Below are 15,117 nucleotides of genomic sequence, written 5' to 3'. Positions count from 1 at the left end.
AAATGCAAGACGTCGTAATTGTTGCCGCCACGCGTACCGCGATCGGCAGTTTCCAGGGTTCCCTGGCCAGCGTGTCCGCCGTTGATCTGGGCGCGGCGGTGATCCGCCAATTGCTCGAACAGACCGGGCTGGACGGTGCGCAGGTCGATGAAGTGATTATGGGCCAGGTGCTGACCGCCGGCGCCGGCCAGAACCCGGCGCGTCAGGCTGCGATCAAGGCTGGCCTGCCGCACGCAGTACCTGCCATGACCCTGAACAAGGTGTGCGGTTCGGGCCTCAAAGCCCTGCACCTCGGTGCACAGGCGATCCGTTGCGGCGACGCTGACGTGATCATCGCCGGTGGCCAGGAAAACATGAGCCTGTCCAACTACGTCATGCCGGGCGCACGCACCGGTCTGCGCATGGGCCACGCGCAAATCGTCGACACCATGATCAGCGATGGCTTGTGGGATGCGTTCAACGACTACCACATGGGCATCACTGCCGAGAACCTGGTCGACAAATATGAGATCAGCCGTGAGCAGCAAGATGCTTTCGCCGCCGCTTCTCAGCAGAAAGCCGCTGCCGCCATTGAGGCCGGTCGCTTTGTCGATGAGATCACGCCGATCCTGATCCCGCAGCGCAAAGGCGATCCGGTTGCCTTCAAGGTCGACGAACAGCCACGTGGCGACACCACTGCCCAATCCCTGGCAAAACTGCGCCCGGCGTTCAAGAAGGACGGCAGTGTCACTGCGGGCAACGCCTCGTCGCTGAACGATGGCGCTGCCGCCGTGATTCTGATGAGCGCAGAGAAAGCCAAATCCCTCGGCCTGCCCGTACTGGCCACCATCGCCGCTTATGCCAACGCAGGCGTCGATCCGGCGATCATGGGCATCGGCCCGGTATCGGCGACCCGTCGCTGCCTCGACAAGGCCGGCTGGGATATCGGCCAGCTCGACCTGATCGAAGCCAACGAAGCCTTCGCCGCACAATCGCTGGCAGTGGCCAAGGATCTGCAATGGGATCTGGACAAGGTCAACGTCAACGGCGGCGCCATCGCGTTGGGCCATCCGATCGGTGCATCGGGTTGCCGCGTGCTGGTGACGCTGGTGCATGAAATGATCAAGCGTGATGCGAAAAAGGGTCTGGCGACCCTGTGCATCGGCGGCGGTCAGGGTGTGGCGCTGGCGCTGGAACGCGCATAACCAAGAGTTCAACAGAGAACGGCGGATCCACGACATCCGCTGTTTTCTGGCAACAAAAACCCGGTGCGACTTGCGTTGCACCGGGTGTTTTTTTGCCTGTTCGAAATGTACTTCGAATGTTGCGGCCCTATCGCGAGCAGGCTCACTCCTACATTGGAATTGTGAACCCATTCAATTGTAGGAGTGAGCCTGCTCGCGATAGGGCCACTCAAAGCACCAACGATCTAGGGCTTACGCAGCAAGTACGTATCCATGATCCACCCATGTTCCGCCCGCGCCACCTTGCGCACCCGCTCGATTTCCTCCGCGACATCCGCCAGCCTGCCCCTGATCAGAATCTCATCCGGCGTGCCCAGGTAAGCCCCCCAGTAAATCTCGGTCTGCTGATCGGCGACCCGCTGATACGCATCCTCGGCATCGAGCATCACCACCAGACTGTCCGTATCACTCACCTGCCCTGCCGCCAAACGCCGCCCGGTGGTGATTTCGATGGAACGACCGATCGTGTTCAGCGGCACCTTGTGCTGCGCCGCCAACGCCTGAACGCTGGTGATCCCGGGAATCACGTCAAACTCGAAGACGCACGTGCCCGAGGCCAGAATGGCCTGGAGGATACGCACGGTGCTGTCGTACAACGCCGGGTCGCCCCACACCAGGAAACCACCGCACTGGCCGTCGGACAATTCCTCATTGATAAGGCGTTCGAAGGTTTTCTGCTTGGCACGGTTCAAGTCATCGACACTGGCCGTGTAGTCGATATCGCCGCGCTCGCGTTCCGGGCTGTGAGCTTCGACGAAGCGATAGTCAGGGTCGTCGATGTAGCGCTCACACATGTCGCGACGCAGGTCGATCAACGTGTCCTTGCTCTGGCCTTTATCCATCAGGAAGAACACATCGACCCGGTTCAGCGCCTTCACCGCCTGCATCGTGATGTAGTCGGGATTGCCGGCACCGATGCCGATCACCAGCAGTTGTTTCATCACAAAGCTCCTTTAAGACACAGGCGCCAGCGCCCGGTGAAGCGCAGTTCGAGCATCGACAATGGTTCGACATCAATGTCATGGAACGCCGAACAGCGCATCACGTGGATCAGCGCAGCGCGGATGACAAACGGATGCGTCACCGCCACTACATGTTCCGGCGTGGTTTGCAGACTGGCCAGCCATTGCGCCACACGCTCACACAACTGCGCCACCGACTCACCGCCGTGGGGGCTGGTTTGCGGGTCTTCGAGCCAGGTGTGCAGCGCTTCTGCTTCCGAGGCTTGCAGGGCTTTGATCGAGATGCCGTGCCAGCGCCCCCAATCACAATCACGCAGCGCCTCATCAACCTGCGCGTCCGCGCCAAACCACGCCGCTGTCTGGCGCGTGCGCAACTCCGGCGCGCAAATCAAGCGTCGCGCGGCGTCGAAACGTTCCGCCAATTCGGCCGATGCCAGACCGCTATTTTCAACAGGTTCATTCGTAGGAAAACACGCCAATTTCTGTGCGACGGTTCGCGCATGGCAAATCAATGTCAAACGAGTGGTCTGCACAGGGATCGCTCCGGTGGGCCTTCATGAAAATCAGCGGCGCAAAGCCGTTCTGTCGGTAATTGTGCCGTAAACCGGGGGCTGCAGGGTGGCTGAATGGACGCGGCAAGTGCGGACAAAAGCAGAAATACGGCAATCTCTGACACTGTCGTGGGCGATGGACTACAAGCCCTGTCGAACTCCGTGTAGTCCTTGTTACACGGGCGTCTCGCCCTATTTTGGGGCCTTTTCAACACGATAAAAAATTCACTAGACATGTAATGCCAGTTACATAAATACTGTTTTAACGGATTATGAAGCGAATTCAACACCCTCATCCAGCAGGAGCCCGGATGCCCCCTCTCAGAGACCTGATCACCGATCCCGGCCTGGATCTTACGCCGTCGGAGCGCAAAGTCGTTCGCGCCTTGCTTGATCAGTACCCACGCAACGGTCTGGGGCCGATGGCGCGTCTGGCCGAACATGCCGGGGTCAGCGATCCGACCATTGTGCGGCTGGTGAAAAAACTCGGCTTCGGTGGTTACGCCGAATTCCAGGAAGCGCTGCTCAGCGACATGGACCATCGCTTGCGCTCGCCGCGCACGCTGCTGCAACCGCGCGCTCATCAGCACAAGGACGACGCCTGGAGCCACTATCTGGGCGACAGCCATCGCCTGCTGCTCGAAACCCAATCGCTGACCCAGCCGGAAGACGTGCGCATTCTCACCGACTGGCTGCTCGATGCCCGGCATCAGGTGTACTGCTTCGGCGGGCGCTTCAGCAGCCTGATGGCGACTTACCTGCTCAATCACCTGCGCCTGCTGCGCCCCGGCTGCTTCGCCCTGGAAGACAACGCGCAACTGCCGGATCGCCTGTTTGATCTGCAACGTCAGGACGTGGTGCTGCTGTTCGACTATCGCCGCTACCAGACCCAGGCCTTGCGGGTCGCCAGTGCGGCGAAAAACAACAACGCGCGCGTGGTGTTGTTCACTGACATCTATGCCTCGCCACTGCGCGAACTGGCCGACCTGATCATCAGCGCGCCGGTGGAATCGGCCTCGCCGTTCGACACCATGGTGCCCGCGCTGGCGCAGGTCGAGGCACTCATTGCCTGCCTGACCCTGCGCACCGAAAACCTCGCCGATCGCCTGGAAGGCATCGATGCCCTGCGCAATGACTTCAACACCCATCTGCTGGAGGATAAATAAGGATGTTCAGCCTTCCCCACCGCTCGCCGCGGGACTTGCCGTTCGTCACCGATCACACCGCACTGTTGCTGGTGGACATGCAGCGTGCCTGGCTCGAACCGCAGTTCGACGCGCACCTCAACGGGCCTGACGCCGAGTATTTCCTGACCCGGGCGCACATGCAGGTGGTGCCCAACCAGCGTCGCTTGCTCAGCGCTTTTCGCGAAACGCAGCAGAACGTGCTGCACACCATTATCGAAAGCCTCACCGCAGATGGTCGCGACCGCTCGCTCGACCACAAACTCTCGGACATGCACCTGCCCAAAGGCAGCGTGCAGGCCAGGATCATTGAAGACCTGAGCCCGGTGGAAAACGAAATCGTCCTGCCGAAGACCTCATCGGGCGTCTTCAACTCAACCAACATCGATTACGTGCTGCGCAACCTGGAAACCCGTCACCTGATCATCGCCGGCATCGTCACCGACCAGTGCGTCGACATGGCCGTGCGCGACGCCGCCGATCGCGGCTATCTGGTCACGCTGGTCGAGGACGCCTGCGCCACCTACAGCGCCGAACGCCATCACGCCTGCCTGAATGCGATCAAGGGTTACTGCTGGATCACCGACACCGACACCGTGCTCGCCCGCCTGCAGGAGATGCAGCCATGAGCGCCCGCCTGACACCGCTGCCGATGACCACGCTGGTCACCACCGACCTGATCGGCATCACCCGTGGCCGCTCGTTTCCCACCGATGAGCTTGAGCATTATCAAGCTGCAGGGTGCGGCTGGGTGCCGGCCAACAGCGCGTTGACGCCGCAGGACATCATTGCCTCGACCAATCCGTGGGGCGCGTATGGCGACCTGAGGCTGATTCCCGATCTGAGCAGCCGCGTCACCGTCGGCAACGGCCCGGACGCCGATGCGCCGGCGCTGGATTTCATCCACGGCGATATCCGCGAAACCGATGGCCGCCCCTGGGGCGCCTGCCCGCGCACGCTGTTGCGCGATGAAATCGAGCGTTACCGCGATGGACTGGGCTTGCAGGTCAACGCCGCGTTCGAACACGAATTCAACCTGCACGCCGGTTTTGCCGAGCATCTGGCATTTTCCCTCGAAGCCCAGCGTCAGGGCGCCGAGTTCGGCGGCTGGCTGCTCAGTGCCTTGCGCGCCGGTGGCGTCGAGCCGGAAATGTTTCTGCCCGAATACGGCAAACATCAATACGAGATCACCTGTCGCCCGACGCTCGGCGTGGCGGCGGCCGATCGCGCCGTCAACGTGCGCGAGATCACCCGCGAGATCGCCCGGCAAATGGGCCTGGACTTGAGCTTCGCGCCGAAGACCGCCGCCGACGCGGTGTGCAACGGCGTGCACCTGCACGTCAGCCTGCTCGACCTGGCCGGTCAGCCGACGCTGTACGACGCCGGCACCAGCAACGGACTGTCGAGCCTCGGCCAGCACTGGGCGGCGGGAATCCTGCATTACTTGCCGGCACTGTGTGCGTTCACCGCCCCGACGCCGGTGTCATACGAGCGCTTGCAGCCGCATCACTGGAGCGCGTCTTACGCTTGTCTGGGTCAACAGAACCGCGAGGCGGCGCTGCGCATCTGCCCGACTGTAACCCTGGGTGGCAAGCCTGTGGCCAACCAGTTCAATCTCGAATTCCGCGCCATGGACGCCACCGCCTCACCACATCTGGCCATGGCGGCGCTGCTGATTGCCGGACGACTGGGCATCGAACAGCGTCTGGCGCTGAACGCGATCACCAATGAAATTCCCGATTCACTCAACGATGAGCAACGCCAGGCCCGGGGCATCGTCGCCCTGCCCGCCTCGCTGGCCCAGGCGCTGGATTGCCTGCGCGACAGTGGCACCTTCACCCAATGGCTGCCCAAGCCGCTGCTCGACACCTACTACGCCCTGAAAACCGAGGAACTGGCGCTGACGGAACAGCTCTCGCCCGCTGACTTGTGTGAGCACTATGCACGCCTGTACTGAATCCGCCGAGCTGGGGTTGTACACCCGACCGGCCTACAACCTGAGCCGCGCTGACTCGACGCATCCGTTGATTCTGGTGTGCGAACACGCCAGCCGCTACATCCCCGGCGCCCTGAACAATCTGGGCCTGGACGAAGCTGCTGCCGCTGAACACATCGCCTGGGACATTGGTGCGCTGCAACTGGCCGAGCAGTTGTCGCAGATGCTTGGCGCAACGCTGTTGAGCGCCAATTATTCGCGACTGCTGATTGATCTGAACCGGCCACGGCATGCGCCGGACAGCATTCCTGCGCAAAGCGAGATTTATCAGGTGCCGGGCAACCGCGAACTGGACGAAGCCACCCGCGAATACCGCCGCCAGACCCTGTTCAAACCGTTTCACGCACGTTTGCAGACCTTGATCGACGAACGTGTTGCCCAGGGTCAAGCGGTGCGTGTCGTGGGGATTCACAGTTTCACCCCGGTGTATTACGGCCAGCCGCGACCACTGGAAGTCGGCGTGCTGTTCGGTCAGGCCAGGGCCTACGCGCAACGCCTGCTCGACGGCCTCGGCGAACACCCGCTGAAGGTGGCCGGCAATCAGCCGTACAAGATCGATCCGCTGGGCGACATGACCGTGCCGGTGCACGGCGATGCCCGTGGCCTCGACTCGGTGTTGATCGAGGTGCGCAATGACTTGCTGCGCAGCCCCGAAGCCGTATCGCGCTGGGCTGGATACCTCGCACCATTGCTGTAATGAATGAAAGACTGCTGACGCTGTAAACGATGGACCGATAACAACTAAAACGACCGACTGGCTTACAAGGAGTTGCGCTTCATGGAAATTGAAGAATTCGGCTACAAGCAAGAGTTGAAACGTAGCCTGACGCTGACCGACCTGGTGGTGTACGGGATGATCTTCATGATCCCCATCGCCCCGTTCGGTGTGTATGGCTATGTCAACGCCGAGGCCCCGGGGATGGTGCCGCTGGCGTACATCATCGGCATGGTCGCGATGCTGTTCACCGCGCTGAGCTACGGCAGCATGGCCAAGGCTTTTCCGATTGCCGGCTCCGTGTACTCCTACGCGCAACGCGGCCTTAATCAGCACGTCGGCTTCATCGCCGGCTGGCTGATGCTGCTCGATTACCTGCTGATTCCACCGCTGCTCTACGTCTACGCGGCGATGGCGCTCAACCATTTGTACCCGGACATTCCGAAAGTCGGCTTCATTCTGGCTTTCCTGGTCAGCGCGACCTTTGTCAACCTGCGCGGCATCACCTTTACCGCTCGGATGAACATCATCTTTCTGCTGGCGCAACTGGTGGTGCTGGGGATCTTCCTGTTCTACGCCTGGAATGCTCTGCACAACGGTGGCGGTAACGGCGAGCTGACCCTGGCGCCGCTGTATCACCCGGAAACCTTCAACTTCGCCTTGCTGATGCAAGCGGTGTCGATTGCCGTGCTGTCGTTCCTTGGCTTCGATGCGATTTCGACGCTCGCTGAAGAAATCAAGGGCGATCCGGGCAAGAGCGTCGGCAAAGCCGCGCTGATCACACTGGTGGTCATGGGCGTGATTTTCGTTGCACAAACCTGGATCGCCACCGATCTGGCGGCCGGCATGGGTTTCAAATCCGCCGACACCGCGTTCTATGAAATCGCCGAAATCGCCGCTGGCAGCTGGCTGGCGACCCTGACCGGTGTCGCGACGGCATTGGCTTGGGGCGTGGCCGTGGCCATCACCTCGCAAGCGGCAGTCTCGCGCCTGCTGTTCGGCATGGCCCGCGACGGCAAACTGCCGAAGGTGCTGGCCAAGGTGCACCCGAAACACAACACGCCGTATCTGAGCATTTACCTGGTCGCCGTGCTGTCGCTGGTGATCTGCTACCTGTTCATCAACTCGGTCGACACCCTCACCTCGCTGGTCAACTTCGGCGCGCTCAGCGGTTTCATGCTGCTGCACCTGACAGTGATCAACTACTACTGGCGTCGGCAGAAGTCCGGTCAGGTCGTGCGTCACCTGATCTGCCCGGTGATCGGCTTCATCATCGTCGCGGCCATCATGTACAACATGGGCGTCGATGCGCAGAAGCTCGGCCTGATCTGGATTGCCCTGGGTCTGGTGTACCTGTTCTTCCTCAACAAGCTCGGCGCCAGCACCGCGCTACCTGACCCGAGCAATGGCTGACAAGAAAAAGAGCGGCGTCTGACAACAAATCAGGCGACCGCCGATTTATCGCGTGGAAACCGACAGTGATAGTCAGGTTCGGCGCTTTGCCGAACCTTTTGATACAGGAGTATATCCATGCTGGTCTTACGCCCAGTCGAACAGACTGATCTGCCCCAGCTACAACAATTGGCCCGCGACAGTCTGGTGGGCGTGACCTCCTTGCCGGACGACCGCGAGCGTCTGCGCGAGAAAATCGCCGGTTCCTGTGCTTCGTTCGCCAGCGCGGCGGCGACTCACGGCGCGGAGAATTATTTCTTCGTGCTGGAGGATCTGGACAGCCAACGGCTGGTCGGCTGTTCGGAAATTCTTGCCAAGGCAGGCTTCAACGAGCCGTTCTACAGCCTGCGCAACCGCCATTTCACCAGTGCATCACGCGAGCTGAACATTGAACACGGCGTGCCAGCGCTGTCGCTGTGTCACGACCTCAACGACCACACGCTGCTGCGCGGTTTTCACATCGACGCAGGACTGGTGCGCACGCCGTTCTCCGAGTTGCTGTCACGGGCGCGGCTGTTGTTCATCGCCGCCCATGCGCCGCGCTTTGCCGAGGCCGTGATTACTGAAATCGTCGGCTACAGCGACGAGGCCGGCCATTCGCCGTTCTGGGATGCGCTGGGCAAGCACTTCTTCGACCTGCCTTACGCAGAAGCCGAGCGCCTGTGCGGGCTGCAAAGCCGCACGTTTCTCGCCGAACTGATGCCGCAATACCCGATTTACGTGCCGATGCTGCCACAAGCGGCGCAGGACTGTATCGGTCGCATTCACCCGGACGGTCAGGAAGCGTTCGACATTCTTGAGCGTGAAGGCTTCGAAACCAATAGCTACATCGACCTGTTCGACGCTGGCCCGACCCTGTATGCGCGCACCGCGAATATCCGGTCGATTGCCCACAGCCTGACTGCAACGGTGCAGCAACGGCCACAGATCGATGCCCGTGGCCGTTACCTGCTGAGCAACGACGCCCTGCACGGCTTTCGCGCGATCATTGCCGAACTCGATTATCAACCCGATCAACCGCTGTCCCTCACCCCTGCGATATGTGCGGCGCTGAACGTGACCGATGGCAGCCAGATCCGGCTGATTGCCCTGTGAAACCCGCGCGGTTACGCAGCCAACGACAGTGCCCGAACAGGCGCGCAGAAGGAGTTACAGCATGATTGTCCGCCCGGTCAAAGTCAGCGACCTGCCAGCCTTGATGGCACTGGTGCAACAGGCCGGCCCGGGGTTCACCACCCTGCCGGCCAACGAAGATCGCCTGTCCCACCGGGTCCGCTGGGCGCAACGGGCGTTCGCCGAACAGGTGGAACGGGCCGACGCTGACTACTTGTTTGTGCTCGAAGACGACGACATGCGCGTGGTCGGTGTCAGCGCACTGGCCGGGGCGGTCGGCCTGCGCGAGCCGTGGTACAACTATCGGGTCGGGTTGACGGTGAGTTCGGCGCCGGATCTGGGTATTCAGCGGCAGATCCCGACGCTGTTTCTTAACAACGAACTGACCGGCCAATCGGAGCTGTGCTCGCTGTTTCTCGGCCATGATCAGCGCCACGGCAGCAATGGCCGCCTGCTCTCGCTGGGGCGTTTGCTGTTCGTTGCCGAATTCCCGCACCTGTTCGGCGAGAAGATGATTGCCGAACTGCGCGGCAGCGCCGATGAGCACGGTTGTTCACCGTTCTGGGACAGTCTGGGCCGGCATTTCTTTCAAATGGACTTCAGCCATGCCGATCACTTGTCCGGGCTGGGCAACAAGTCGTTCATTGCCGAACTGATGCCGCGCCAGCCGTTGTACACCTGCCTGCTCACCGAACAGGCCCAGGCCGCGATCGGCCAGGCACACCCCAATACCGAGCCGGCGCTGAAAATCCTCCAGGCCGAAGGTTTTACCCACAAAGGCTACATCGACATTTTCGACGGCGGCCCGGTGATCGAAGCGCCGGTGCGCAGCATTCGCACCGTACGTGAAAGCGTCGAGTTGACCCTGAGCCTCGGCAGCCCGGACGAACAGGCGCCGCTGTGGCTGATTCACAACCGGCGTCTGGAAAACTGTCGCATCACCGTCGCCCGCGCCCGCCGGGTCGGCAGCAGCCTGGTGATCGACCGCCTCACCGCCAAGCGCCTGCAACTGCAACCGGGCAATTCGGTACGCGCGGTGATGCTGCCCAACCAACAGCAACAGGCGGAGGCGGCCTGACGGTCATCACCGCAAAAAGGTAAATCCTTTCAGCAAAAGAGTCCGCGACAACCTGTCCCTTGCAAATTCGTCATGATCCTTGACCCATTCGCGTGATAGCCTTTTCATTCTTCGGCGTTGACACCTTTGTTCAAGCCTTTCCATTCCTTTGTATTGGTGGAACTCGTATGACCAGGCTTTCCCATCAAGATTTGCGCCGTAACTTCCGCCAACTGCTGGCTTCCGACACCTGCTATCACACGGCTTCGGTGTTCGATCCGATGTCCGCGCGCATTGCCGCTGACCTGGGTTTTGAGGTGGGGATCCTCGGTGGTTCCGTGGCCTCGTTGCAGGTGCTGGGTGCCCCGGATTTTGCCCTGATCACCCTCAGCGAGTTCGCCGAACAGGCCACCCGCATCGGCCGCGTCGCCCAATTGCCGGTGATCGCCGACGCCGACCACGGCTACGGCAACGCCCTCAACGTGATGCGCACCATCGTTGAACTGGAACGCGCCGGCGTCGCCGCCCTGACCATCGAAGACACCTTGCTGCCGGCGCAATTCGGCCGCAAATCCACCGACCTGATCACCGTCGCCGAAGGCGTCGGCAAAATCCGCGCGGCGCTGGAAGCCCGGGTTGATACGGAAATGGCGATCATCGCCCGTACCAATGCCGGCATCCTGCCGAACCAGGAAATCATCAGCCGCACTCGCCAGTATCAGGCGGCCGGCGCTGACGGCATCTGCATGGTCGGGATTCAGGATTTCGATCAGCTCGAACAAATCGCCGAACACCTGAACGTACCGTTGATGCTGGTGACCTACGGCAACCCGGCGCTGCGCGACGACAAACGTCTGGCCGAACTGGGTGTGCGCGTGACCATTGACGGGCATGGCGCTTACTTTGCGGCGATCAAAGCGACGTACGACAGCCTGCGCGAACAGCGGCAGATCTTTACCCAGGCCTCCGACCTGAGCGCGACCGAACTGACCCACACCTATACCCAGCCGGAGGAATACATTCTCTGGGCCAAGGAATACATGAGCGTCAAGGAGTGATGCACACGCCTCACCGGCCCCTTCGCGAGCAAGCTCGCTCCCACATTTGATCGGTGTCGAACATGAATATTGTGTTCACCCAAGATCCACTGTGGGAGCGAGCTTGCTCGCGAAGGCGTCTGCCGCTACACCGCTAAACCGGTGTCTTGTAAGCCTCCTCCCGCTGCAGCGCCCGCGCCTGAATCACATTCAGAATCGCACAGCCCTCGCGCATCAACAGATGCACCGCGCTGGTCACCCGAGTCAGATCACAGTCGGAAATGCCCTTGAGGTTGAGACTGGCAAAGGTGTCAGCCAGATCGCGCACGACCACAAACCGGTGCATCGCACAGGCGGCCATGTCGCTAAGTTCTGAATGGGTGTTGAGGAAGAGCACCGGGGATTCGGCGTCGTAGGTGTCGATGGGGAGGAAGCGGGGCATTACTTGATCACACATTGGTATAACTCCTGTATTGAGAGAGCTACCACCAGTCGCGGCCAAACGAGGAAGGTGGCAGCCGTACGCGGGTTGGCCGACCGGATACAGGAACCGGCACACCCGAAGGTGTCCCACGCACAGCTGCCATAACACAACATCACAGACAAACATCGACTGAATATGTTGGGCAGACTGTACGTCTCTGTATCGACCGGCCAAGGTCGTTCGCGGTGTTTTTCCGCGAGCCCGAACTATAGGGGTCGATACCGAAATGCGGCAACAGGGTACGTTGTAGGAAACGTCTTGGAAAGTTGTACGCCGTCCGCGCCTTCCACTTTTCCCACAAAAGCCCCTCACCCTAGCCCTCTCCCAGAGGGAGAGGGAACTGATTGGGGGATGCTCTGGATCTACGCCGACGTGAGAGACCGCGTTGAATGCGAATTTGCATTCAACTTGATCTGCCGGTTGCCACATGGAACACAAACAACACGGTCAGTCCCCTCTCCCTCTGGGAGAGGGTTAGGGTGAGGGGCCGATTTATCTGGCACCCCGCCGACCTCATCACACCGCAGACCACCTCACCGCGGCTTAATGATCGTTCCCACGCTCCGCGTGGGAATGCAGCCCGGGACGCTCCGCGTCCCTTCCAGAGCCGAACGCGGAGCGTCCGTTGAGACATTCCCACGCAGAGCGAGGGAACGATCAAACCCTCACCGCGGCTTGGCCAACTCCATGATCATCCGCGACAACAGATAAATCCGCGGCGCCACGCTCGCCACCTCGGCGTACTCCTCCGGCGTGTGAATATTGCCGCCGACAATCCCGAAGCCATCCAGCGTCGGCGTACCGACCCCGGCCGACAGACTGGCATCCGCCGCGCCGCCACTGCCCTCCTCGGTCAATTTGCGGCCAATCTCGCCGTAAATTCCCTGGGCCATGGCCATCAAGCGATCCGACTCGGGAGTCTGCGGCATCGGCGGCAAGCCGCGCTGCAGAGACGTCTTCACTTCAGTCTCAGGAATCAGCTTGTCCTGGGACACCCGCGCAAGGTCCTGCTCGATCCGGTCAAACTCCTCCGGCACCGCCGCGCGCACGTCAGCCTTGGCCGTGGCTTGATCGGGAATCACGTTGGTGCGATCGCCGGCCTTGAGCACGGTGAAGTTGATGGTGGTTTTCTTCGCCTCATCGCCGAGTTTGCCCAGTTGCAGAATCTGATGCGCCGCCTCCATCGCTGCGTTGCGCCCCAGTTCCGGGGCGACGCCGGCGTGTGCGGCTTTGCCCTTGACCTCGACCAGCGCTGTCGCACTGCCCTTGCGCCACACCACCAGGCCATCGGCCGGGCGGCCCGGCTCAAGGTTGAGGGTCACGTCGTGTTGTTTGGCGGTTTTCTTGATCAGGTCGGTGGCGACGTCCGAACCGGTTTCTTCGCTGGCGTCGAGCAGGAAGGTGATTTGCGCGTAGTCCTTGAAGTCGAGGTTTTTCAGGACTTTCAGCGCATAGATCCCGGCGACGATGCCGCCCTTGTCATCCATCACCCCCGGCCCGTAAGCACGACCGTCCTTGATGTGGAATGGCCGCTCGGCCGCCGAACCTTCCTTGAACACCGTGTCCATGTGCGCCATCAACAGAATTTTCGCCTTGCCGGTGCCTTTGAACGTGGCCAGGACATGGTTGGATTTTTCCGGCGTATTGGGCACCAGTTCGATGGTCGCGCCGAGTTTTTTCAGCTCGTCGATGGCGATGTCGCTGACTTGCTTGAGGCCCGGTTCATAGCCGGAACCGGAGTCGATATTGACCAGCCGTTCCAGCAGTTTCAGCGCTTCTGGCTGGTATTGCCCGGCATCGGCGAGCACTTGTTTATGCGGTTCGGCGAAAGCGTGAGCAGCGCTGAAGGCGAGAGACAGGCCGAGACTGGCGGCCAGCAGGGAGCGAGAAAATGAGAACGTCATGAAGCGATCCTTGTTTCGCGTCGGGGGGATTTAACCGTACCCGACATTGGCGCAAGGCTCTACACCGAATGCGACATATCCCTGACCACCACCGAACACCGTAGGAGCTGCCGAAGGCTGCGATCTTTTGATCTTGTTTTTACAAAGCAAAATCAAAAGATCGCAGCCTTCGGCAGCTCCTACAGGGGATGTGGGGTGAAGCGGTCAAACCGAATCCAGCAACGTCTGCCGAGGCTTGTTATCGCAATTGCAGATCACCCGATTGCGCCCGCTCGCCTTGGCCTCGTACAACGCCTGATCGGCATCATTGAGCCAGCGTGTCGCGTCGGCATGCGCCGGGTCGTACGCCGCCAGGCCGATACTCAAACTGACCTTCAACGCCGGATTCTGCTCATAGCCCAGAATCGCGAAACGCTCACGCAACGCTTCCATCGCCTGCGCAGCGTTGAACAGCGGCAGTTCCGGCAGAATCACGCAGAACTCATCACCACCGTAGCGCCCCGCCACATCAGTCGCCCGCAGGTTCTGTTTAAGCAACTTGCTCAACTGGCGCAGCACGATGTCACCCGCGACGTGGCCGTAGGTGTCGTTGATCGCTTTGAAATGGTCGATGTCGATCAGCGCAATCGCCGCGCCCTGTTTCTGCCGCTTGCAGCGCTGAAAAGCGATCTCCAGTTGATCCTTCCAGGCACCGTGGTTGAGCAGGCCGGTGAGGCTGTCGGTGCGACTCAGGGCAAGCAGTTCGCGTTTATGCCGGCCCAGGGTGTAGGCCTGGCGAAAGCAGATCCAGCCCAGCGCCAACGGATACAGCAGCAGTAACGGGAAACAGGCGTACATTTGCGCAGGCGAGGTCTGCGGAACGAATGCCGGAGCAAACACCACCAGCCCCACGCCAACCCCGAGCAATTGCGCCGCAGAGCCTGCCAATAGAAAGCGTGAACCGCCGATGGCGACGTTGTTCATCGCCATCATCGAAATGGTCGTGGCAGTGGGCAGCGGATTGAAATGCATGGCGGCAAGCCAAAAGCCGCCGAAAAAGGCGTCGATCAACAGATTGCGGTGTTCAGCGTGATAAGGAACCCTGGAGCGGCGTGCCCATTGAAAGGCCAGATGCGGCCAGACCAGGCCGTTGAACAGCATCAGCGCCCAGACCCACAGCGGCGGATCCAGCGCATACATCGCGACGGATACACACAGCAGCCCGAGCAACAGCCCGAGGACTCGTGACGTATAAAGCCTCCTGGCTAATGAAAGTCCCTTTCCTCCCGTATTTCCCATAAGGACCTCGATCACGCACACCGCAGGACGGATGTGTTGGGAGTCTAACAGGGCAACGTTAAATAGCCATCACCGGCCAGCGGGCTGAATAGAGCGACATCAGGGCCGCGCACAGGGCAAATATTTGGCTATACATGAAAGGAGCAAAATGGAAAAACAAC

The 15,117-nt window shown here is 60.8% G+C and carries 14 protein-coding genes; 9 read left to right on the top strand and 5 right to left on the bottom strand.

Features of this window, described 5'->3' with window-relative positions:
- Positions 1-2: 2 nt before the first annotated feature.
- Positions 3-1,184, top strand: coding sequence for an acetyl-CoA C-acetyltransferase (locus P3G59_RS11500; RefSeq protein ID WP_277761623.1), 1,182 nt, complete (start codon positions 3-5; stop codon positions 1,182-1,184).
- A gap of 224 nt (positions 1,185-1,408) precedes the next feature.
- Here P3G59_RS11500 and cobF read toward each other — a convergent pair whose 3' ends face one another.
- Together cobF and P3G59_RS11490 are read right to left on the bottom strand one after the other, a co-directional pair.
- Positions 1,409-2,164 (bottom strand): precorrin-6A synthase (deacetylating), encoded by a 756-nt coding sequence (cobF, locus tag P3G59_RS11495; RefSeq protein ID WP_277761622.1) that lies wholly within the window; start codon positions 2,162-2,164, stop codon positions 1,409-1,411.
- Positions 2,164-2,718, bottom strand: coding sequence for a histidine phosphatase family protein (locus tag P3G59_RS11490; RefSeq protein ID WP_277761621.1), 555 nt, complete (start codon positions 2,716-2,718; stop codon positions 2,164-2,166). The genes cobF and P3G59_RS11490 overlap by 1 nt, the downstream gene beginning before the upstream one ends.
- Before the next feature lie 329 nt (positions 2,719-3,047).
- Between P3G59_RS11490 and P3G59_RS11485 the strand changes: the two genes are divergently transcribed.
- The 8 genes from P3G59_RS11485 to P3G59_RS11450 all read left to right on the top strand — a co-directional run bounded on the left by P3G59_RS11485 (position 3,048) and on the right by P3G59_RS11450 (position 11,311).
- Positions 3,048-3,902 carry a MurR/RpiR family transcriptional regulator gene (locus tag P3G59_RS11485; RefSeq protein ID WP_277761620.1) on the top strand — a complete coding sequence of 285 codons (855 nt, stop codon included), beginning with the start codon at positions 3,048-3,050 and terminating at the stop codon, positions 3,900-3,902.
- Positions 3,903-3,904: 2 nt separating this feature from the next.
- Positions 3,905-4,549, top strand: coding sequence for an isochorismatase family cysteine hydrolase (locus P3G59_RS11480; RefSeq protein WP_277761619.1), 645 nt, complete (start codon positions 3,905-3,907; stop codon positions 4,547-4,549).
- Positions 4,546-5,877 carry a glutamine synthetase gene (locus P3G59_RS11475; protein ID WP_277761618.1) on the top strand — a complete coding sequence of 444 codons (1,332 nt, stop codon included), beginning with the start codon at positions 4,546-4,548 and terminating at the stop codon, positions 5,875-5,877. Before P3G59_RS11480 ends, P3G59_RS11475 begins: the two co-directional genes overlap by 4 nt.
- Positions 5,861-6,613 carry an N-formylglutamate amidohydrolase gene (locus P3G59_RS11470; RefSeq protein ID WP_277761617.1) on the top strand — a complete coding sequence of 251 codons (753 nt, stop codon included), beginning with the start codon at positions 5,861-5,863 and terminating at the stop codon, positions 6,611-6,613. The genes P3G59_RS11475 and P3G59_RS11470 overlap by 17 nt, the downstream gene beginning before the upstream one ends.
- A gap of 81 nt (positions 6,614-6,694) precedes the next feature.
- Positions 6,695-8,044, top strand: coding sequence for an APC family permease (locus tag P3G59_RS11465; protein WP_213028242.1), 1,350 nt, complete (start codon positions 6,695-6,697; stop codon positions 8,042-8,044).
- A 117-nt stretch (positions 8,045-8,161) separates the two neighbouring features.
- The gene (locus P3G59_RS11460; protein ID WP_277761616.1) at positions 8,162-9,178 is read left to right on the top strand and encodes an arginine N-succinyltransferase; all 1,017 of its coding nucleotides are present in this window, start codon (positions 8,162-8,164) and stop codon (positions 9,176-9,178) included.
- A 61-nt stretch (positions 9,179-9,239) separates the two neighbouring features.
- A complete protein-coding gene (gene astA, locus P3G59_RS11455) occupies positions 9,240-10,274 on the top strand; it encodes an arginine N-succinyltransferase (protein WP_277761615.1) in 1,035 nt (344 codons plus the stop codon).
- 167 nt (positions 10,275-10,441) lie between these two features.
- Positions 10,442-11,311, top strand: coding sequence for an oxaloacetate decarboxylase (locus P3G59_RS11450; RefSeq protein ID WP_277761614.1), 870 nt, complete (start codon positions 10,442-10,444; stop codon positions 11,309-11,311).
- Positions 11,312-11,444: 133 nt separating this feature from the next.
- On the opposite strand, the gene P3G59_RS11445 is transcribed toward P3G59_RS11450, so the two are convergent.
- The 3 genes from P3G59_RS11445 to P3G59_RS11435 all read right to left on the bottom strand — a co-directional run bounded on the left by P3G59_RS11445 (position 11,445) and on the right by P3G59_RS11435 (position 14,956).
- Positions 11,445-11,747 (bottom strand): hypothetical protein, encoded by a 303-nt coding sequence (locus P3G59_RS11445; protein ID WP_277761613.1) that lies wholly within the window; start codon positions 11,745-11,747, stop codon positions 11,445-11,447.
- Between the two features lie 692 nt (positions 11,748-12,439).
- Positions 12,440-13,678 (bottom strand): M20/M25/M40 family metallo-hydrolase, encoded by a 1,239-nt coding sequence (locus P3G59_RS11440; protein ID WP_277761612.1) that lies wholly within the window; start codon positions 13,676-13,678, stop codon positions 12,440-12,442.
- A 204-nt stretch (positions 13,679-13,882) separates the two neighbouring features.
- Positions 13,883-14,956, bottom strand: a complete 1,074-nt coding sequence (locus P3G59_RS11435) for a diguanylate cyclase (RefSeq protein WP_277761611.1) — start codon at positions 14,954-14,956, stop codon at positions 13,883-13,885.
- Between the last annotated feature and the right edge of the window lie 161 nt (positions 14,957-15,117).

Source organism: Pseudomonas sp. A34-9 (assembly GCF_029543085.1).
GTDB lineage: Bacteria > Pseudomonadota > Gammaproteobacteria > Pseudomonadales > Pseudomonadaceae > Aquipseudomonas.
This window is presented reverse-complemented; position numbering and strand designations above follow the sequence as displayed.

Coding starts and splice junctions, on each gene's coding strand:
- cobF (WP_277761622.1), bottom strand. CDS start 2,164: ATGAAACAACTGCTGGTGATCGGCATCGGTGCCGGCAATCCCGACTAC.
- P3G59_RS11480 (WP_277761619.1), top strand. CDS start 3,905: ATGTTCAGCCTTCCCCACCGCTCGCCGCGGGACTTGCCGTTCGTCACC.
- P3G59_RS11460 (WP_277761616.1), top strand. CDS start 8,162: ATGCTGGTCTTACGCCCAGTCGAACAGACTGATCTGCCCCAGCTACAA.
- P3G59_RS11475 (WP_277761618.1), top strand. CDS start 4,546: ATGAGCGCCCGCCTGACACCGCTGCCGATGACCACGCTGGTCACCACC.
- P3G59_RS11445 (WP_277761613.1), bottom strand. CDS start 11,747: ATGTGTGATCAAGTAATGCCCCGCTTCCTCCCCATCGACACCTACGAC.
- P3G59_RS11485 (WP_277761620.1), top strand. CDS start 3,048: ATGCCCCCTCTCAGAGACCTGATCACCGATCCCGGCCTGGATCTTACG.
- P3G59_RS11465 (WP_213028242.1), top strand. CDS start 6,695: ATGGAAATTGAAGAATTCGGCTACAAGCAAGAGTTGAAACGTAGCCTG.
- P3G59_RS11435 (WP_277761611.1), bottom strand. CDS start 14,956: ATGGGAAATACGGGAGGAAAGGGACTTTCATTAGCCAGGAGGCTTTAT.
- astA (WP_277761615.1), top strand. CDS start 9,240: ATGATTGTCCGCCCGGTCAAAGTCAGCGACCTGCCAGCCTTGATGGCA.
- P3G59_RS11450 (WP_277761614.1), top strand. CDS start 10,442: ATGACCAGGCTTTCCCATCAAGATTTGCGCCGTAACTTCCGCCAACTG.
- P3G59_RS11470 (WP_277761617.1), top strand. CDS start 5,861: ATGCACGCCTGTACTGAATCCGCCGAGCTGGGGTTGTACACCCGACCG.
- P3G59_RS11500 (WP_277761623.1), top strand. CDS start 3: ATGCAAGACGTCGTAATTGTTGCCGCCACGCGTACCGCGATCGGCAGT.
- P3G59_RS11440 (WP_277761612.1), bottom strand. CDS start 13,678: ATGACGTTCTCATTTTCTCGCTCCCTGCTGGCCGCCAGTCTCGGCCTG.